Source organism: Klebsiella sp. K4, from assembly GCF_014596785.2.
Lineage (GTDB): Bacteria > Pseudomonadota > Gammaproteobacteria > Enterobacterales > Enterobacteriaceae > Klebsiella > Klebsiella pneumoniae.
Map to the genome: position 1 here is coordinate 2687238 of NZ_CP115021.1, position 18311 is coordinate 2705548.

Annotated in this window: 20 protein-coding genes; 13 read left to right on the forward strand and 7 right to left on the reverse strand. The window is 61.9% G+C overall.

Going from position 1 to position 18311, the window contains the following annotated elements; all coding sequences use genetic code 11:
* The first annotated feature begins 59 nt into the window (after positions 1 to 59).
* Positions 60 to 1214, forward strand: a complete 1155-nt coding sequence (gene hpxO, locus IB144_RS13395; protein WP_002904783.1) for an FAD-dependent urate hydroxylase HpxO — start codon at positions 60 to 62, stop codon at positions 1212 to 1214.
* On the opposite strand, the gene hpxR is transcribed toward hpxO, so the two are convergent.
* Positions 1195 to 2118, reverse strand: coding sequence for a LysR family hpxDE operon transcriptional regulator HpxR (gene hpxR, locus IB144_RS13400; protein ID WP_065888692.1), 924 nt, complete (start codon positions 2116 to 2118; stop codon positions 1195 to 1197). The genes hpxO and hpxR overlap by 20 nt on opposite strands.
* 125 nt (positions 2119 to 2243) lie before the next feature.
* Here hpxR and hpxD point away from each other — a divergent pair, with 125 nt between their 5' ends.
* Both hpxD and hpxE read left to right on the forward strand, forming a co-directional pair.
* Positions 2244 to 3281, forward strand: coding sequence for a molybdenum cofactor-independent xanthine hydroxylase subunit HpxD (hpxD, locus tag IB144_RS13405; protein ID WP_065888693.1), 1038 nt, complete (start codon positions 2244 to 2246; stop codon positions 3279 to 3281).
* Positions 3282 to 3292: 11 nt separating this feature from the next.
* Entirely contained in the window at positions 3293 to 4267 is a 975-nt protein-coding gene (gene hpxE, locus IB144_RS13410; RefSeq protein WP_065888694.1) for a molybdenum cofactor-independent xanthine hydroxylase subunit HpxE, read from the forward strand.
* On the opposite strand, the gene IB144_RS13415 is transcribed toward hpxE, so the two are convergent.
* Positions 4244 to 5482, reverse strand: a complete 1239-nt coding sequence (locus IB144_RS13415; protein WP_102016929.1) for an MFS transporter — start codon at positions 5480 to 5482, stop codon at positions 4244 to 4246. The two genes, hpxE and IB144_RS13415, sit on opposite strands and share 24 nt — an antisense overlap.
* A 105-nt stretch (positions 5483 to 5587) precedes the next feature.
* Between IB144_RS13415 and IB144_RS13420 the strand changes: the two genes are divergently transcribed.
* A complete protein-coding gene (locus IB144_RS13420; protein ID WP_065888696.1) occupies positions 5588 to 6532 on the forward strand; it encodes an AraC family transcriptional regulator in 945 nt (314 codons plus the stop codon).
* A gap of 9 nt (positions 6533 to 6541) precedes the next feature.
* On the opposite strand, the gene IB144_RS13425 is transcribed toward IB144_RS13420, so the two are convergent.
* The 3 genes from IB144_RS13425 to IB144_RS13435 all read right to left on the reverse strand — a co-directional run bounded on the left by IB144_RS13425 (position 6542) and on the right by IB144_RS13435 (position 8070).
* Positions 6542 to 7297 (reverse strand): VOC family protein, encoded by a 756-nt coding sequence (locus tag IB144_RS13425; RefSeq protein ID WP_065888697.1) that lies wholly within the window; start codon positions 7295 to 7297, stop codon positions 6542 to 6544.
* A 176-nt stretch (positions 7298 to 7473) separates the two neighbouring features.
* Positions 7474 to 7785 (reverse strand): cupin, encoded by a 312-nt coding sequence (locus IB144_RS13430; RefSeq protein WP_004143501.1) that lies wholly within the window; start codon positions 7783 to 7785, stop codon positions 7474 to 7476.
* 21 nt (positions 7786 to 7806) lie between these two features.
* On the reverse strand, positions 7807 to 8070 hold the full coding sequence (locus tag IB144_RS13435; protein ID WP_002904643.1) for a VF530 family protein: 264 nt from the start codon (positions 8068 to 8070) through the stop codon (positions 7807 to 7809).
* 282 nt (positions 8071 to 8352) lie between these two features.
* Between IB144_RS13435 and IB144_RS13440 the strand changes: the two genes are divergently transcribed.
* The 4 genes from IB144_RS13440 to IB144_RS13455 are packed head-to-tail and all read left to right on the forward strand — an operon-like array spanning position 8353 to position 11655.
* Complete coding sequence (locus tag IB144_RS13440; protein ID WP_004143503.1) at positions 8353 to 9381, forward strand: isopenicillin N synthase family oxygenase; 1029 nt, start codon at positions 8353 to 8355, stop codon at positions 9379 to 9381.
* A 23-nt stretch (positions 9382 to 9404) separates the two neighbouring features.
* Positions 9405 to 10211 (forward strand): MetQ/NlpA family ABC transporter substrate-binding protein, encoded by an 807-nt coding sequence (locus IB144_RS13445; protein ID WP_065888698.1) that lies wholly within the window; start codon positions 9405 to 9407, stop codon positions 10209 to 10211.
* On the forward strand, positions 10208 to 10999 hold the full coding sequence (locus tag IB144_RS13450) for an ATP-binding cassette domain-containing protein (RefSeq protein ID WP_004176216.1): 792 nt from the start codon (positions 10208 to 10210) through the stop codon (positions 10997 to 10999). The genes IB144_RS13445 and IB144_RS13450 overlap by 4 nt, the downstream gene beginning before the upstream one ends.
* Positions 10996 to 11655, forward strand: a complete 660-nt coding sequence (locus tag IB144_RS13455) for a methionine ABC transporter permease (RefSeq protein WP_021440109.1) — start codon at positions 10996 to 10998, stop codon at positions 11653 to 11655. Before IB144_RS13450 ends, IB144_RS13455 begins: the two co-directional genes overlap by 4 nt.
* Positions 11656 to 11665: 10 nt before the next feature.
* Here IB144_RS13455 and IB144_RS13460 read toward each other — a convergent pair whose 3' ends face one another.
* A complete protein-coding gene (locus IB144_RS13460) occupies positions 11666 to 12739 on the reverse strand; it encodes a nitronate monooxygenase (RefSeq protein ID WP_077256911.1) in 1074 nt (357 codons plus the stop codon).
* Positions 12740 to 12813: 74 nt separating this feature from the next.
* On the opposite strand from IB144_RS13460, the gene IB144_RS13465 reads away from it, so the two are divergent.
* Positions 12814 to 13659: a LysR family transcriptional regulator gene (locus IB144_RS13465; protein WP_032446032.1), complete on the forward strand. Its 846-nt coding sequence runs from the start codon at positions 12814 to 12816 to the stop codon at positions 13657 to 13659.
* Here IB144_RS13465 and IB144_RS13470 read toward each other — a convergent pair.
* Positions 13656 to 14813 (reverse strand): YbfB/YjiJ family MFS transporter, encoded by a 1158-nt coding sequence (locus IB144_RS13470; RefSeq protein WP_004184010.1) that lies wholly within the window; start codon positions 14811 to 14813, stop codon positions 13656 to 13658. The genes IB144_RS13465 and IB144_RS13470 overlap by 4 nt on opposite strands.
* Positions 14814 to 15020: 207 nt before the next feature.
* On the opposite strand from IB144_RS13470, the gene IB144_RS13475 reads away from it, so the two are divergent.
* The 4 genes from IB144_RS13475 to tam all read left to right on the forward strand — a co-directional run bounded on the left by IB144_RS13475 (position 15021) and on the right by tam (position 18275).
* Positions 15021 to 15443 (forward strand): VOC family protein, encoded by a 423-nt coding sequence (locus IB144_RS13475; RefSeq protein WP_002904629.1) that lies wholly within the window; start codon positions 15021 to 15023, stop codon positions 15441 to 15443.
* A gap of 155 nt (positions 15444 to 15598) precedes the next feature.
* Positions 15599 to 16786 (forward strand): MFS transporter, encoded by a 1188-nt coding sequence (locus IB144_RS13480; protein WP_004176220.1) that lies wholly within the window; start codon positions 15599 to 15601, stop codon positions 16784 to 16786.
* A 228-nt stretch (positions 16787 to 17014) separates the two neighbouring features.
* On the forward strand, positions 17015 to 17305 hold the full coding sequence (locus tag IB144_RS13485) for a hypothetical protein (RefSeq protein ID WP_002904624.1): 291 nt from the start codon (positions 17015 to 17017) through the stop codon (positions 17303 to 17305).
* Positions 17306 to 17513: 208 nt separating this feature from the next.
* Entirely contained in the window at positions 17514 to 18275 is a 762-nt protein-coding gene (tam, locus tag IB144_RS13490) for a trans-aconitate 2-methyltransferase (protein ID WP_004224735.1), read from the forward strand.
* Positions 18276 to 18311: the final 36 nt, after the last annotated feature.

The following is an 18311-nucleotide window of genomic DNA, read 5'->3' on the forward strand; positions in this document are numbered from 1 at the left end:
CAGCGAACTGGTACGCAAATTGCTGTAGTCAGTCACAACATCGGGAGAAGGAGAAAAAAATGAAAGCAATCGTGATTGGCGCCGGCATCGGCGGTTTAAGCGCGGCAGTGGCGCTCAAACAGTCGGGGATCGACTGCGACGTCTATGAAGCGGTGAAAGAGATCAAACCGGTCGGCGCAGCGATTTCCGTGTGGCCCAACGGCGTGAAGTGCATGGCCCACCTCGGCATGGGCGACATCATGGAGACCTTCGGCGGGCCGCTGCGCCGGATGGCGTATCGTGATTTCCGCAGCGGCGAGAACATGACCCAGTTCAGTCTCGCCCCGCTGATCGAACGCACCGGCAGCCGCCCCTGCCCGGTCTCCCGGGCAGAACTGCAGCGGGAAATGCTGGATTACTGGGGACGGGACAGCGTGCAGTTCGGCAAGCGCGTCACCCGCTGTGAAGAAGACGCCGACGGCGTGACGGTATGGTTTACCGACGGCAGCAGCGCCAGCGGCGATCTGCTGATTGCCGCCGACGGCAGCCATTCCGCACTGCGTCCGTGGGTGCTGGGCTTTACCCCGCAGCGCCGCTACGCCGGCTACGTCAACTGGAACGGTCTGGTGGAGATAGATGAAGCGCTGGCCCCCGGCGATCAGTGGACCACCTTTGTCGGCGAAGGCAAGCGCGTCTCGCTGATGCCGGTCTCCGCCGGCCGGTTCTACTTTTTCTTTGATGTGCCGCTGCCGGCGGGTCTGGCGGAGGATCGTGACACCCTGCGCGCTGACCTCAGCCGCTACTTTGCCGGCTGGGCGCCGCCGGTGCAGAAGCTGATCGCCGCCCTCGACCCGCAGACCACCAACCGCATTGAAATCCATGATATCGAACCTTTCAGCCGCCTGGTGCGCGGCCGCGTCGCGCTGCTCGGCGATGCCGGACACAGCACCACCCCGGATATTGGCCAGGGAGGCTGCGCGGCGATGGAAGATGCAGTGGTGCTGGGCGCCGTTTTCCGCCAGACCCGCGATATTGCGGCCGCCCTGCGCGAGTACGAAGCCCAGCGCTGCGACCGGGTTCGTGACCTGGTGCTGAAGGCGCGCAAACGGTGCGATATTACCCACGGGAAGGATATGCAGCTCACCGAAGCCTGGTACCAGGAGCTGCGCGAGGAGACCGGGGAGCGCATTATCAACGGCATGTGCGACACCATCCTCAGCGGGCCGCTGGGCTGACCGTCGCCATGGATTCGATCACCGCACTCAGCGTCTGAATGGCCATTTGCGCGGGCCGCGAAAGCTGACGCGAGGGTGCAGTACACAGCGCCAGGGTCAGCGGTCGCAGCAGCGTACTGCGCAGCGGGACAAAGGCCAGCTGTCCACGCTGGACCTCGTCCAGCACGTCGAGCAGGCTAAGGAGCGTCACGCCGCTGCCGCGCAGCACCAACGACTTGATAAGCCGGATATCATTGCAGCTGATGGTATTCTCCGGCGCAAAGTCATGGTGGCGATAGAGGAGCGCCACCCGCTCATGGACGATCAGCGGCGCGCCGGGCACGATATGCCGCTCCAGGCTGAGCTCGCCCAAAGACAGCGCCTTCGCCCCCGCCAGGGGATGGTCCGGACGCATCACAATCCCCACCTCCAGTTCGGCAAAGGCCAGCACGCTGAGTCCAGCCTGCCCCTGCGGATCGAGGATCAGGCCGACGTCCAGGTCCGCCTGACGCACTTTCTGGCTGACGGTGTGGCTGTCAGCCACCTGCAGATCCAGTTCCAGCCACGTCCAGCTGGCGATGATCTCCGCCAGCGCGGCGGCGAAGCCCCCTTCCGCCAGCGCCTGCACCATGCCAACGCTAACGCTCCCGCGCTTCATCCCCTGCAGCTCATCAAATTTCTGTCGGGTCTGACGAAATTCCTTCTGCCAGCGCAGCAGATTGTCATACAGCAGTTCACCGGCGGTGGTCATCCGCAGTCCCTCCGGCAGGCGCTCGAACAGCGGGGTACCGAAGGCCTCCTCGGCCTGCAGGATCTGGCGGTTAATTGCCGAGGCGGAGATATGCAGCTGCTCGGCGGCCCGGCGCAGACTGCCGCAGCGGGCCACGGCGATGAAATAGTGCGCGAAACGGGAAAATGGACTCATGGCGCCCCTGTACTCTTTTTTGCAACAGCAGAGTGAATTAATGGTGATGGATGTGAACACCCTAATATGACAACAATAATCTCACAACAATAAAACAATCACCGATGTGAGCAGGAAGAGAAATCATGAAGACAACCACCCCCACGCCCCCCGCCCATTGCACCTTTGATCCAGAGGACTGGCTGCGGCTGGCCCGCTGCTGGCACCCGGTGGCCCGCGCCTGCGATATTGCCGGCGCCCCGGTGAAAGCCACCTTGCTGGACGAACAGCTGGTTATCTATCGTATTAAAGGCCAGGTGGTGGTCGCCCGCGACGTCTGCCCGCACCGCGGGGTGCCGCTGACCCTGGGGTTTCATGAAGAGGAAGGCATCGTCTGCCCCTATCATGGCCTGCGCTTTGGCGAGGATGGCCGCTGCAACCGCATCCCCTCCAGTCCGGGGCAACCCATTCCGGCCAAACTGCATCTCACCAGCTTCGCCGTGGAGGAGCGCTACGGGCTGATCTGGACCTGCCTGGCCTGCGATCCGGACAATCCGCCGCCGTTACCGACCATGCCGCACTGGGACGACGCCGGCTTTCAGCAAATCAACTGCCCGGCCTTCGAGGTAAAGGGATTTGCCGGCCGCCAGGTCGAAGGCTTTCTCGATGTCGCCCACTTCGCGTGGATCCACACCGACACCTTCGCCGATCCGGACAACCAGCGGGTGCCGGACTATACCCCGCAGGAGACGCCGTTCGGCTTTGTTGCCGACTACTGGAGCTCGGTGGGCAATTACCCGGCCAGCTCTGATTTCCGCGCGCCGGAAGGGTTCCAGTGGCTGCGTCACTTTGAAATGCATCTGCCGTTCACCGCTACGCTGACCATCCATTTTCCCGCCGACGCCAGGCTGGTGATCATGAACGCCGCCTCGCCGGTGTCGTCCCGGGTGACGCGGATGTTTGCCCCTATTGCCCGCAACTTCGATCTGCACGTGCCGGTGGAAGACGTACATGCGTTCAACCTGCGGGTATTTGAAGAGGACCGCCTGATGGTCGAGACCCAGCGTCCGGAACGGTTGCCGCTGGATCTGACCCTGGAGGCGCATATTCCGGCGGACCGCAGCTCTATCGCCTACCGGCGCGGGCTGAAGAAGATGGGCTTTGGCGATTTCTTTCTGGTATGAGTGGAGGTCATATGCGCGACATACTCCCGGTGGTGGTCGATGGCCTGTGGCGCCAGGGCGCGAAAAATCTGGCCGTTCGTCTGGTGAGCGCCGAGGGGCAACCGCTGCCGGCGTGGACGCCCGGCGCCCATATCGATCTCCATCTTCCCTGCGGGCTGATCCGTCAGTACTCCCTGACCGGCAACCCGGCCGAACGGGATCGCTATCTGCTCTGCATCGCCCGCGAGTCGCAGTCTCGCGGTGGCTCCCGTTATATTCATGACACCCTGCGCCCGGGACAGCCATTGATGATCTCTGCCCCGCGCAACCACTTTCCGCTGCACGAGGGCGGCCATGTGGTGCTTCTCGCCGCCGGGATCGGCATTACGCCGCTGCTGGCGATGGCCCACGCCCGGGCGGCGTCCGGCGCCAGCTTTACGCTGCACTATTACGTTAGCCGTGCGCAGGAGGCCGCCTTCGCCACCGAGATCGCCCGCCAGCTAGCGGGTGGAATCTGCCAGATCCACTGCTCAGACGAGGGGCAGAGTCCGCGCCAGCGGCTGGCGCAGGATCTGGGGGCTCCGGACGCCGACACCCGGGTCTACTTTTGCGGTCCGCCCGGATTTATGGCCCGGGTTCGCGATACCGCACGGGCGGCCGGATGGGAGGAGGCGCAATTGCACAGCGAAGCGTTCCAGCCGCCCGCCCCGACGGCGGCGTCGGCGGCGGACGGAACCTTCACCATCACCCTCGCCTCCACCGGGGAGCGCTGGCCGGTACCGGGGGACAAAACCATCGCCCGGGTGCTGCAGGAGCATGGCGTTGAGGTGCCGCTCTCCTGCGAGATGGGGATCTGCGGCGCCTGCCTGACGCCGGTGCGGGAGGGAACGGTCGACCACCGGGATACCGTGCAGTCGGAGGCGGAAAAACAGGCCGCGGAGCAGCATATCGCGCTGTGCTGCTCCCGCAGCCTGTCGGCCAATTTAGTTATCGATCTCGCGGGATAAGCGGCCGGTCTCCGGCTGATCGGCGCTGGCGACCGGTTTCACCCGCACGGCGGTGAAGACCACGACCATCGCGGTCAACAGCAGCAAACCGCTGCCGGTGAAGACGCCGCTGGCGCCATGCAGATCGAACACCGCCCCGCCGCCGGCGGCGCCGGCGCTGATGGCCAGCTGAATAGAGGCCACCAGCAGACCGCCTGCGCTTTCCGCCTCATCCGGCACGGTGGTGGCCAGCCAGGTGGACCAGGCCACCGGCACCAGACCGAAGGCAAATCCCCACAGGGCGACCAGCACCCCGTCGAGCACGGACAGATGGCCAAACGTCACCATCAGCAGCGCCAGGACGCTCATCATCAGCGGCACCAGCGCCAGGGTCAGACGCAGGCTGCGGTTCAGCAGATAGCTCGCGACCGAGGTGCCGATAAAGTTAGCGACACCGAAGCCGAGCAAAATCAGCGAAACGCCTTCAACGCTGGCCTGCGCGACGGTCTCAAGGAACGGTCGCAGGTAGGTGAAGAAGGCGAAATGGCCGCTGAAAATCAGGATCGACGCCAGCATGCCCCCCAGCATACCGGAACGGCGCAGCACCCTGAACAGCGTGGAGAAGGTGCCAACGCTCTCCGGGCGCATGGAGGGCAGCACCCACAGCTGCCAGAGCAGCGCCAGCAGGCTGGGTATCGCACAGAGAATAAACACGTTGCGCCAGCCGATCAGCTCCCCGAGGTAGCTGCCGAGCGGCGCGGCCACCACCGTGGCGACAGACACCGCGGAAAAGATGATCGCCAGCGCCTTTGGCACATGGGCCGCCGGCACCAGACGCATCGCCGTGGCGGTGGACATCGCCCAGAAGCCGCCGATGGCGATCCCCAACAGCAGACGGCCCAGCAGGAGAAACGCCAGCGAATCGGCAAACGCGACCATCAGGCTGGAGACTATCTGCAGTATGGAAAAGAACATCAGCACCCAGCGGCGATCGATATTGCGGGTGGCGGTGGCGATCAGCAGGCCGGTAACTAACGCCACCAGCGCCGTCGCGGTGACCGCCTGTCCGGCCATCCCTTCACTGACGCCGAGGCTGCTGGCCATCGGCGTTAACAGGCTGGCGGGCAGAAACTCGGCCACGATCAGGCCGAACACCCCGAGGGCGAGGGCATAGACGGCGCGCCAGGCAGGTTTGGCGGATGACAGGCTCGCGTCAGCAGCTATGCAGGAACTCATATACAACTCTCCAGGTTTATTAACATCCTGGTCATCTTAGGGCCTTACTTTCGGACGATATATGATACATACTCTTCAGTTATTGATTATTCGTCCGGAATTACCATGAGCCAGCCTGCCATCGATCTGACCAGCGAACTGTTGCGCGGTATGCGCCTCTCCGGCGTTAACTACCGGCGCATCGAAACCGCACGCCCGTTCGGCGTCGGCTTTAGCGCCGTGGCGGGTAAAGCCCAGTTCCATTTCATCAGCCGCGGGCCGGTGCTGCTGCGCATGGCCAGCGGGGAACAGTTCACCCTCGAGAGCGGCGATGCGCTGTTTATTCCCAACGGCGACGGGCACGCCCTGCTCTCGGATCCGCAGGCCACGGTGGTCAATGTGGCGCAGCTGCCCAGCGAAACGGTGTGCAGCACGGTAAGTTGTATCAACGCTGGCGACCAGCCTGACTGCCCGGAGCGCGCCGTCATTTTCAGCGGTTGTATGGACTTTGAGCTCGGCGGCATGCAGCCGCTGGTCAAGGCCATGCCGGAGGTGATGCGGGTCAGCAGCCTGCTTAATACCTGGCCGGAGATCCAGCCGCTGCTGGCGGCGATGGAGCGGGAATCCCTCACCCGCCAGGCAGGCTATGCCGGGATCCTCTCCCGGCTGGCGGACGTGGTGGCTGCGCTGATTGTCCGCGGCTGGGTAGCGTGCGGGTGCGGCAACGCCACCGGCTGGGTACAGGTCCTGCGCGATCCCCGGCTGGCGAAAGCGATCTACGCCATGCATCAGCGCCCGGGGGTCAACTGGAAAGTGGAAGATCTGGCGCGGGAGGCGGGTCTTTCACGCTCGCTGTTCGCGGAACGTTTTCTCGCCGCCACCGGCACCACCCCCGCCCGCTATCTCACCGAGCTGCGTATGCGGCTGGCGGTGCAGTACATCACCTATGAAGGCCAGGCGCTGGAAAAAGTCGCCTTCAGCCTCGGGTATCAGTCGCTGGCGGCCTTCAGTCGGGCTTTCAAACGCATCACCGGCCAGCCGCCGGGGGCCCTGCGCGCCACGGCACGCTAGAGTCAGCCTTTATGTAAAGCGATACACGCCGTTGCCGACACGAAAGCGCAGCCCCTTAAGCGCCGGGTTGGCGACGCGGAACACCAGTTCGGTCAGCTGGTTGGCAGCCCCTTCACGGAAGATAAATTGCTGGCCGCCCACATCCAGTCCCTGCTCCCCCAGGGGCGGAAAGCCCAGCAGCGCCTGCCAGCGATCGCGCACCGCCTGCGGATTGACCACCTCGAACACCGCCTGCTCAAGCGTAATGTCGCCCAGCGGATGCGGCGCGTCCAGCCTCTGGGCGCGCAGCCGCGTCAGCCGGGTGGCGTCGTCTTCTCCCCACTGCAGCACAAAGGGATAGACCAGCCCGGCAGTGTCGCCATCGATGGTGAAGATCCGCCAGCGGATGATATTGCCCTGCGGATCGTTGCGCTGGCCATCGACAATCGGTGACACTGTCACCCCTGTACGACGCAACTGGTCATAGGTGGCGTCGATGTCGTCGCTGCGCAGCGCCACCCGAAACAGCGCCTCATTCTCCGGCAGCAGCCGTGCGGCGTCGCGCGAAAGGAGGAATTTGTCCGTCGCGGCGCGCAGTTCGTCCGGGTCGGCAATGGCGAGGAATTCGATATAGGTCAGGCCAAAATAGCTCAGCGCATTACGGGTTCCCCACCCCGGATGCCGCCCTCCGGCCACCGCCCGCAGCTGCTGCCCGGCAAAGATTTCAATCGCCGCTTCCGGCTGATTCACAAACTGTACTGCGTGGTCCCACTGCAAGGTTGCCATGATCTCTCCCGCGATTGTGCCTGGTCAGGCGCCTGCGGCAAAAGATAGTGCTGGGGTGAAGGGAATGGCAAACAAGAATTAAATATATCGAAAGCTGGATAAGTGATTTATATCAACGCGGTATGTCGCATCTGACAGGCGATGAAACGGCGGGCAAAGAACCGCCCGCCGCGGGGTCAGACCGACCCTTCTTTCTCAATCACCAGAATACGCGCCGCCCCCTGCGGGTGGGCGACATGCTCGCATCCCACCCCGGCGTAGAAGATATCGCCGGCGTTTAGCATGATAACCTGCTCCTCGCCGTCGACTTTCACATGCATCGCCACCTGACCATCCATCACGGCAAACACCTCCTGACCATCATTGATGTGCCAGATATAGGGTTGGTCGGTCCAGTGCAGACGCACGGTGGTGCCGGAAAAATTGGCAATATCCAGCGCGCCCCACGCGCGGTCGGCGGTGAAATCTTTACTGCTCCAGCTCTGCATGATGGTGCCCTGTGGTAAGGGTTATTTTTTCTGCCAGTTTGCCCAGGGATCCGCTTTCTCCACCGGCGCGTCATCATCAAGGGAGGCGAGATACATAGCCTCCACCTCTTTGCGCGCCCACGGCGTCCGGCGGAGAAATTTGAGGCTGGACTTAATGCTGGGATCGCTTTTAAAGCAGTTAATGTTGACCTGGCGGGCCATTTCCGCCCAACCATAGCGCGCCACCAGGGCATTGAGCAGCGCTTCCAGCGTCACGCCGTGCAGGGGATCTTTCGAGCTGTGCATTACGATACGTCCGTTCCGCATTAAAAAGTGCGCCTACCTTACTGGCTCTCACCGACGGGCGCAACAGGCTTCATTACGCGCTTCGCGCCTATATCTATTTAACGCAAAAGCACTGAACCCCGCGCGGTCATAAATTAGAAAATAACGTTATTGGTTGCTTATTTGGCCTTGAGGCAAGCTGTGTTCAGCCCCGGACAGAGGAAATCACCATGCGCTGCTGTTGTGCCCGAACCCAGAACCTGAATCTACCCATAACTTATTACCCCGTTTTCGGAGAACACAATGAACGCGACCACCCTGCCGATTCTCGACCTGGCCCGCTACGCGGACCCCGCGGATAAAGCGGCCTTCCTGGCCGACCTGCGTCATGCCGCCCGCGACATCGGCTTCTTCTATTTGATCAACCACGGTGTCGACGACGCGCTTCAATATGAAGTTCAGCGCCAGTCCCAGCGCTTTTTTGCTCTCGATGAGGCGCAAAAACAGCAGGTGGCGATGATCCACTCCCCCCATTTTCGCGGCTATAACCGCGCGGCCTCTGAGCTGACGCGCGGCCAGCCTGACTGGCGAGAACAGTTTGATATCGGCGCCGAACGTCCGGCGCTAACCCTCAGCGACGACGCCCCGCGCTGGCAGCGCCTGCAGGGTCCGAATCTGTGGCCTGCCGCCCTGCCGTCGCTTAAACCGGTATTACTTCACTGGCAACAGCAAATGACCCAGGTGGGCATCCGCCTGCTGCGCGCCTTTGCCGAAGCCCTGCAGCTCCCGGAGAATGCTTTCGATCAGCTCTACGGCGACAAACCCAACGAGCATATCAAACTGATCCGCTACCCCGGCCAGCAGGAGACCCAAAGCAGCCAGGGCGTCGGCGCCCATAAAGATTCGGGGTTTCTCAGCTTCCTGCTGCAGGACGAGCAGAAAGGACTGCAGGTAGAGGTCGCGCCTGGGGAATGGATCGACGCCGTGCCGCTGGCCGGCAGCTTTGTGGTCAATATTGGCGAACTGCTGGAGCTGGCGACCAACGGGTATTTGCGCGCTACCGTCCATCGCGTGGTGTCGCCGCCGGCGCAGCAGCAGCGCCTCTCCATCGCCTTCTTCCTCGGCGCCCAGCTTGACGCGGTGGTGCCGGTTTACACCCTGCCGCCCGAGCTGGCGCGTGAAGCGCGAGGGCCGGACAGCGACCCGCACAATCCGCTGCTGCGCGATGTCGGCTGGAATTATCTCAAGGGCCGTCTGCGTTCCCATCCGGACGTGGCGGAACGCTACTATCAGGACGTGTTTCGCGAACGCGCCGAGCAATTGATCGTTTAACCATAACTAAAAAGGAACACATCATGAAATATGCCGCTTTTAAACTGGCAGGAGTCGCACTGTCTCTTTCTCTGGCATGGACGTCTGCCCAGGCTGCCGCGCTGCGCGTCGCCGCGGACCCGGTTCCCCACGCGGAGATCCTCAACTACATCAAAAAAATTGATCCCAGCCTCGATCTGAAGGTGGTGGAGCTGACCAGCGGGGTCAACGCCAATGAACTGCTGGCCAGTGGCGATGTGGATGCCAACTACTTCCAGCATGTTCCCTATCTGAAGGATCAGGAAAAAGCGCTGGGTAAAACCTTTGCCGTCGCGGCCACCGTGCATATTGAGCCGCTGGGAATTTACTCGCATAAGCATAAAGATTTCTCATCACTGCCGGAAAACGCCACCGTGGCGGTGCCGAATAACACCACCAACCTGAGCCGGGCGCTGTTCCTGCTGCAGGCGCAGAAGCTTATTAAGCTGGACCCTAAATTTACCGACCCGGCCACCACCCTGGCGACGCCGAAGGATATTGTCGAGAACCCGAAACACCTGAAGATTCTGGAGATTGAATCGCCGCAGATCCCGCGCTCCCTCGACGATGTCGACCTGGCGGTGATTAACGGTAACTACGCGCTGGAAGCCGGCCTGGTGCCAGCGAAGGATGCCCTGGGGCTGGAAAGCGCCGAGCATAACCCGTACGCCAATATTCTGGTGACCACCCCAGCCCTGGCGAATGACCCGCGCATTAAGGCGCTGGCGAAAGACCTGACCTCGCCGCATGTGGCGGAGTTTATCCGTAAAACCTACAACGGCTCGGTGATCCCGGTGGCCCCTCAGTCATGATAACCATCGAAGGGCTGAGCAAAACCTACGCCGGAACCGGCCGACCGGCGCTGAACGATATCGCGTTGCAGATACCGAAAGGGGCAATATACGGCATTCTCGGGCGCAGTGGCGCCGGCAAAAGTACGCTCATCCGCTGTCTCAATTTACTGGAGCGGCCCACCTCGGGCCGCATTCTGGTGAACGGACAGGATATTACCCAGTTGAACAAGGCGGCGCTGCGGGATTATCGCCTGCGCACCGGGATGATTTTCCAGCACTTCAATCTGCTGCATGCCCGCACCGTCGCTGACAACGTCGCGGTGCCGCTGGAGATTGCCGGAGTGCCGAGGGCCGCTCGCGAGGCCCGGGTGCGCGAACTGCTGGCGCTGGTGGATCTCAGCGAAAAGGCCGCCGCCTTCCCGTCGCAGCTTTCCGGTGGGCAAAAACAGCGCGTCGGCATCGCCCGGGCGCTGGCCGCCCGGCCGGAAGTGCTGCTGTGCGATGAGGCGACCAGTGCGCTGGATCCCGAGACCACCGCCTCGGTGCTGGCCCTGCTGGCGGATATTAACCAGCGCCTCAATCTGACCATTGTGCTGATTACGCACCAGCTGGAGGTAGTGAAAACCATCTGTGACCACGCGGCGCTGCTGGAACAGGGCGAGATTGTCGAAAGCGGTAAACTCGCCGACCTGCTGGTGACCCCATGGTCGCGGCTGCGCCAGTCGCTGCTGCACGACCCGCAGGCTGAACAGGAATTTCTTACCCGCCACGGCGTTCAGGGGAGGCCATTATGCGGAGTAGCATGAGCTGGGAAGATTTGTGGCCGTTATTACTCGACGGCACGCTGGATACGCTCTATATGGTGGGCCTGGCGGCCCTGTTTACCGTGCTGATCGGGCTGCCCACCGGCGTGCTGTTGTTTATTTCCCGCGCCAACGGGCTGGCGCCGATGCCGAAACTGAACGCGCTGTTAGGCGCGGTGATCAACATCGGCAGGTCGCTGCCGTTTATCGTACTGCTGATCGCCCTGATCCCCTTTACCCGGCTGATCGTCGGCACCACGCTGGGCAGCACCGCCGCCATCGTGCCGGTGACCATCGGCGCCTTTCCGTTCTTTGCCCGTCTGACGGAAAACGCGCTCGACGAGGTGGACTACGGGAGAATTGAAGCCATTCTGTCGATGGGCGGCAACGTCTGGCACGTGATTTTTAAATCCCTGTTGCCGGAAGCCCTGCCAACGCTGCTGGCCGGGATCACGCTGACCATCGTGATGCTGATTGGTTTCTCCTCCATGGCCGGTGTGATCGGCGGCGGTGGACTCGGCGACCTCGCCATCCGCTACGGCTATCAGCGGTTTAATAATGAAGTCATGTTTGGCACAGTGCTGATCCTGGTGGCGATGGTCCAGGGGGTGCAAATGGCCGGCGATCGGCTGGTGCGCCGCCTGGCCCACCGCCGCTAGCCGTCAGTCATTAGTTCCAGCCGCTCTCTGCCGCCAGCTGGCGGACCAGACTGGCGGCGTCACACTCGCGGATCAACCCCACCCCCTGCCCGGCCCAGTGGGCGCCATACTCATGGACGCCCTGGGCTTTCGCGGCGGCGGCCAGCGCTTTGCCGATATCATACGCCAGCGGATAATCCGGCACGGCGCTCGCCGGACAGGCTTCCCCCAGCGCACAGAAGGCATTCGCCAGACAGCGTGCCGGACGCCCGGATATCGCGGAGGTCAGCACCGTACGCCCGTCAAGGCTGTTGTGGATCGCCGCGCGGTAGCCGGCGTCGGCGGCCGATTCCGGACACAGTAAAAACGCCGTACCGAGCTGTACGCCCTGCGCCCCCAACTGCATCACGCTGGCGATCCCCGCTCCGTCCATGATGCCCCCGGCGGCCACCACCGGGATGGTTAGTCGACGCCGCAGAAGTTGCACCAGGGTGAAGGTGCTCAGCTGCGCGTCAGGCGCCTGCGGAGCAAAGATCCCCCGGTGCCCGCCCGCCTCATAGCCCTGAGCGACCACCACGTCGATCCCCTGCTGTTCAATCAGCAGCGCCTCCTGCAGCGAAGTCGCTGTCGCCAGGGTAACGATCCCCTGCCGCCGCAGACGCTGGATCGTCTCACCTTCAGGAAGACCAAAATGAAAGCTCACCACCGCCGGCGACAGGTCGAGAAGCAGCTCCAGCATCGGCGCATGACCGATAAATGTCTGGTAGATCTCGCTTAACGAATCCGGTGGCGTACTGCCATAGCGGGCAAAATGGGGACGTAATGTTGTTGCCCAGTCGGCTTCCCGCCGGGCGTCGCGCCGGGGCGGCGCATGGCAGAACAGATTGACATTGAACGGGCGGTCCGTCAGCTGGCGGGTGGCGACTATCATCGCTTCCGCCTGGGCAACGGTTGAAGCGCCCAGCCCCAGCGAGCCCAGCGCACCGGCATTACTTACCGCGGCAGCCAGCGCGGGGGTGGAGACGCCCGCCATCGGGGCCTGAATCAGGGGATAATCAATATCAAGAAGCGAAAGCAGCGGGTTGCTCATGGTTTCCTCATGCATTAACGATGCTGGAGGCTTACCATCTCCTTTAAAGATGGTAAGATCAACATTATTATCGTATTGAGAAGAAAAATATGAACCACAGCACACTCGAGATCTTCATTCAGGTGGCAGACACGCAGAGCGTCACCCAGGCAGCAAAACGGCTGGGCCGCGCACAGTCCAATATCACGACCCGCATTCAGCAGCTGGAAGAGGAGCTTGCCGTTGAGCTCTTCGTTCGCGGCAACAAAAAAATGGTGTTGTCCCCGGCAGGCGTGCAGTTTCTCAGCTATGCCCGGCGGATCCTGAGCCTGGCGGAAGAGGCAAAGCAGGCTCTGCATCCGACAACCCCAGGCGGCAGTCTGCGTCTGGGCGCGATGGAGGCGACCGCCGCCAGCCGGCTGCCGCCGCTGCTTACCCGCTTCCAACAGCAGTGCCCACAGGTGGATATCACCCTCATCACCCAACCGACCCGCCAGTTAACCGAGGGGGTGTTAACCGCCGCCCTTGATGCCGCGCTGGTCTGCTTGCCGCCAGGGGCCGATGGGCAACCGGCCTGTCCCGCTGAGCTGGCATTCACCCCGGTGTTTTATGAAACCCTGATGCTGGTCCGTCCGCAGACCCCGGGTCCGCTGCGGTTCGCGGCATTTGCCAGCGGCTGCAGCTACCGCGCGCTGGGAGAACGCTGGCTGGCGGAACAGCAGGCGGCCGTCGAGGTGCATGAGGTCAATTCCTATCACAGCATGCTTGCCTGCGTGGCGTCCGGGCGCTACGCCTGCCTGCTGCCGGAGAGCGTGCTGTCGCTGATGACGCTTCCCGAAAACTGCCTTAGCGAACCGCTGTGCGAGGCGACCACCCAGCTTATCTGGCGCAGCGGCTTGAGCGCCCCCGCCCTGAGCGAGTGGCGTAAGCTGCTGCAAAGCGTGGCGATTGGCTAAGCCTGGCGTTCGGTAAAGACCAGCCCTGCGGCAATCAGCAGCGCCAGCGCCGCGGCATAGAGCGCCGGGTTAAATGAAGCCGCGATCTGATACAGCGCGCCGGCGATAAGCGGCCCGGCAATCTGTCCCACACCGTACAGTGCAGTCATCGCGGCAATCATATTGAAGCTCACCTGATGGCTGAGACTTTTCGCCTTCGGTAGCGCAATGGTTACGGTGCCCATAAAGGTAAAGCCCACCAAAAGCGCGCTTAGCACGCAAAACAGCAATGAAGCGCTGCAGGCTGGAAGGATCACGCCAAGCGCCTGGACGAGCAGGTTGCGGGTCAGCGCTTGCCGGTATCCCCACTTTAGCACCAGCTTATGCCAGATGAGGCAGGACGGCGCGGCCGCCAGACCAAACAGCGCCCACAGATGGACCGGGTCAACGCTCTGCAGCGAACCGGACAGAAACAACGGCAGATAAGTGGCGGTGATGATATAGCCGAAGCCCGCCAGGCCGTAAACCATCAAGAGTCGCCACGCCGCGCGACGGGTATCGCTCCCGGACGCAGGCAGGGAGGTCTCAACATGGGAAGCCCGCACCAGTGCAGCCGGCGGAGTCAGCAGCCAACGGATCGCCAGCGCCAGCAGCAGACCGGCGCATAATGCGCAGAGCAGCCAGATCTGCTGGCTGGTGAGGCTCAGGGCATGTCCAAGGGCGATCCCCTCCGCGGAGATAAATATCCCCAGCCCCACCCCGGCATACAGCAACGGCGCCCCGTGATGATGCCCCATATGTTCCAGCAGCCACAGCGAACCTGCAATCAGCGTTATCGCGCTCAGCGCGCCGGCGACGGCGCGCAGCGTAATAATGGTCCACGGCGAGCTCACCCAGGCCAGCAGCGCCAGGCTGGCGATGGTCAACCCGGCGGAGATAATGCTCAGTCGGGTGGCGGCCCCAGGCTGCACCCGCGCCAGCAGCAACGCACCGACCAGATAGCCAGCGTAATTGGCCGACGCGGCGAGATTGCCCTCGTGCAGGGTTAACAGACCTTCATTAAGCATAAGCGGCAGCACGCCGGTGAAGGCAAAGCGCCCGTAGCCCATGCCGATCATCAGTACTATCGATCCAGCCAGTGCCAGCCATAAGGCCTGGCGCGATTGGTTATTCATCCACCACCCCACAATGATTCTCAATTTAAGAATAATAATATTGAATGATTCTTTTTTTATTATGATTAAGAGGTAATGTTGGCGCAAGGCGGATGTTAGTCCGCTATGGTATTTACAGAGAGAAGGTGGCGCCTGGGCACGGCTTAACACACGCCGGGCCGATTTACCGGTACAGTATCAACTCAACTTATGCTCACGGGAGTCATTATGTCGTTCTGTCATATGCGCATTGCCAGGCCGGTCAGCGAACTGGACACCACCGCCAGCATGTATTGCGCCGGGCTGGGACTCGAGCTGCTCGGCAGCTTTACCGATCATGAAGGATTCAGCGGGATAATGCTCGGCGCGCCCGAAGCGGGCTGGCATCTGGAATTCACCCACTGCCGCCACCATCCCGTCACCCCCTCGCCAGGCGATGAAGATCTGCTGGTGCTGTACTATCCGCAGCAGGCGGCATGGGAGGCACAGTGCGCAGCCATGGACGCCGCCGGATTTCTGCGCGTTACGGCGTTTAACCCTTACTGGGAGGTCAATGGCGTCACTTTCGTCGACCGGGACGGTTACCGCACGGTATTGCAAAACCGCGCCTGGGGCATGGTGTGTGATTCGTCGGGTATGGCGGCGAGCTGACGCTGAGCGAGGCGGGCGTTAAGCGCTGTAAAAGCAGTTATTTACATTCGTACAAATATCGTTCCCGTCGGTTACCGATAAAACGCTGTCGCGCCTCGCCAGCGTCCTCACGGCGCGCTATGCTACACATCCCGTTGTATTAACCTCTTATCCCTATGAGCACTTCCGTCAGCACTACACAACTCAATTTGCGCATTATTTCGATCGTTGTTTTTACCTGTATCTGCTATCTCTCCATTGGTCTGCCGCTGGCCGTACTGCCGGGCTATATTCACTATCAGCTGGGCTACAGCACCTTTGTGGCCGGAATTGTGATCAGTCTGCAGTACATATCGACGCTGGTAAGCCGGCCGCACGCCGGGCGCTATACCGATATCTGGGGGCCGAAAAAAGTGGTCAGCCTTGGGATCGTCTGCTGCCTGCTCAGTGGCGCCTTCACGCTACTGGCGGTAGTCCTGCAGGCAACGCCGATGCTGGCCATTGCCGCGCTGCTGGCGGGCCGGGTGTTTCTCGGCGTCGGCGAGAGCTTTACCGCCACCGGCGCCACCCTGTGGGGGATCAAAACCGTCGGCGCGATCCACACGTCACGGGTTATCTCCTGGAACGGCGTGGCGACCTATGTGGCGATGGCGGTCGGGGCGCCGCTGGGAGTTACCCTCAATCACTATTTTGGCATCAGCGGCTTTGCTACGGTGGTAGTGCTGGTCGCGGCCATCGGTCTGCTGTTCGCTCGTACCCGCCAGGACGTCAAGGTGACCGCCGGCGCCAGAGCGCCCTTTCACGCGGTGGTGCGAAAAATCTGGCCTTACGGCCTGGGGCTGGCCTTTGGCACCGTCGGTTTCGGCGTTATCGCCACCTTTATCACCCTCTACTTCGCCGCGCACAGCTGGCAGGGCGCCGCGTTTACCCTTTCGCTGTTCAGCGTCGGCTTTATCTGCGTTCGCCTGGTGCTAGGAAATACCATTACCCGCTTTGGCGGAGTCCCGGTCTCCCTGGCCTGCTTCATCATCGAAAGTCTCGGCCTGCTGCTTATCTGGCTGGCGCCATCAGCATGGATGGCCGGCGTCGGCGCCTTTCTCACCGGTTCGGGTTTCTCGCTGGTCTTTCCGGCTTTAGGAGTTGAGGCGGTAAAACAGGTGGAAGAGCAAAATCAGGGAACCGCCCTCGGCACCTACTCGGCGTTTCTTGATCTGGCGCTGGGCCTGACCGGGCCGCTGGCCGGCTGGGTCGCCGGGTTCTACGATCTCGCCACGCTGTATCTGCTGGCGGCGATCGTGGTGGCGCTCGCATTCCTGCTGATTTTCCGCGTACATCGGCAACAGCGGCTTGTCGCCAGAGAGTAGTGTGGCCCGGCTCGCGGGCCGCCGCTGTCCGATGACGCCGGCAAAAAATGAATCGGCAATTGACGACGATTCGGCTTCCGTGCCAACATCCCGTCAGCGTCTGGCAACAGATGCATGGACGGTACTGGTAGACAACAGAGTTCGCGCAACGATCCAGCCCGGTACCGTAGTCCAATCCGAATCACTGACCCACACGGTGAATTCCTGATTCTGGCGGGAAACACAGACATGCACCAAAGTTTTAATCAGCGCGTTCATTTCTATTACTGCGTCCTGGTCGCGCTGAAGATGCACGGAAAATCGAAAAAAGCGGGTGGTATCAGGGGAAAGAATAACTTTCTGCTGAAATGGCTGCGCCGGGCGCAGGATAACAACATTTTTCCTCCCGATATCACCAGTGAAATCGAATGGCTGCGAGGAAAAATTATTCAGGCTGGCTATGACACCGATCTCGAGCCGATGCTAGATTTTGTCTACGCCACCGCCAGCCGCGCCGAGGCGCTCAAAAACGCCGAATAGGCTCCTGCGCCCGCCACGGGCGCAGAGACGTTCCCTGCCATGTCTCAATCCCAGGTTCGGCCAACAGCGCAGGCGCAATCCAGCCACGTTCTATTTTGTGACACTGTCACGCATAAAGGTGACCGCTGAGGTTCATTAACCGCTGACATGCCGCCTGACGCGTTCTATGCTTTACCCTGTCTCCCTCCTCACACAGGAACTGCACCCGATGGCCGACTGGAATCCTTCGTTGTATCTGCAATTTGACGCTGAACGTACCCGCCCCGCGGCCGACCTGCTCTCGCGTATTGCCCATCTGCAGGTCGAGCACGCCGTCGACCTCGGCTGCGGGCCGGGAAACAGCACCCGCCTGCTACGCGCCGCCTGGCCGTTGGCGACGATCGTCGGTATCGATAACTCCCCGGCCATGCTGGTCCAGGCGGCGCAGGCCTTACCCGACTGCGAATTCCTTGATGCCGATATTGCCCGCTGGCGGCCTGCGCAACCGCCAGATGTGATCTATGCCAACGCCTCTCTGCAGTGGCTGACGGATCATGAGACGCTTTTCCCCCATCTGGTAAACCAGCTGGCGGACAACGGAACGCTGGCAGTGCAGATGCCGGATAACTGGCAGGAACCTTCCCATACCCTGATGCGTCAGGTTGCCAGCGAGATGGGGTTGCCGGACCGTGGACGCCAGCCGTTACTCCCGCCCGCCGCCTGGTACGATCTGCTCAGCCGCCAGGGTTGCGAAGTTGATATCTGGCGCACCACCTATTTTCATCCCCTTGCTTCTCATCAGGCGATTGTCGACTGGCTGCAGGGCACCGGGTTACGCCCCTATCTGGCAGGCCTGGACGAGCAGGCCGGAAGCGCGTTTCTCACACGCTATCTCGCATTGCTGGCCGCACACTATCCGTTACAGTGTAACGGGAAGGTGCTCCTGCGTTTCCCACGGCTGTTTATCGTGGCGCGAAAGATCGCCGCCTGACCGTTGGGATAGGTGGGCAGAAAAGCGGAGTGATGA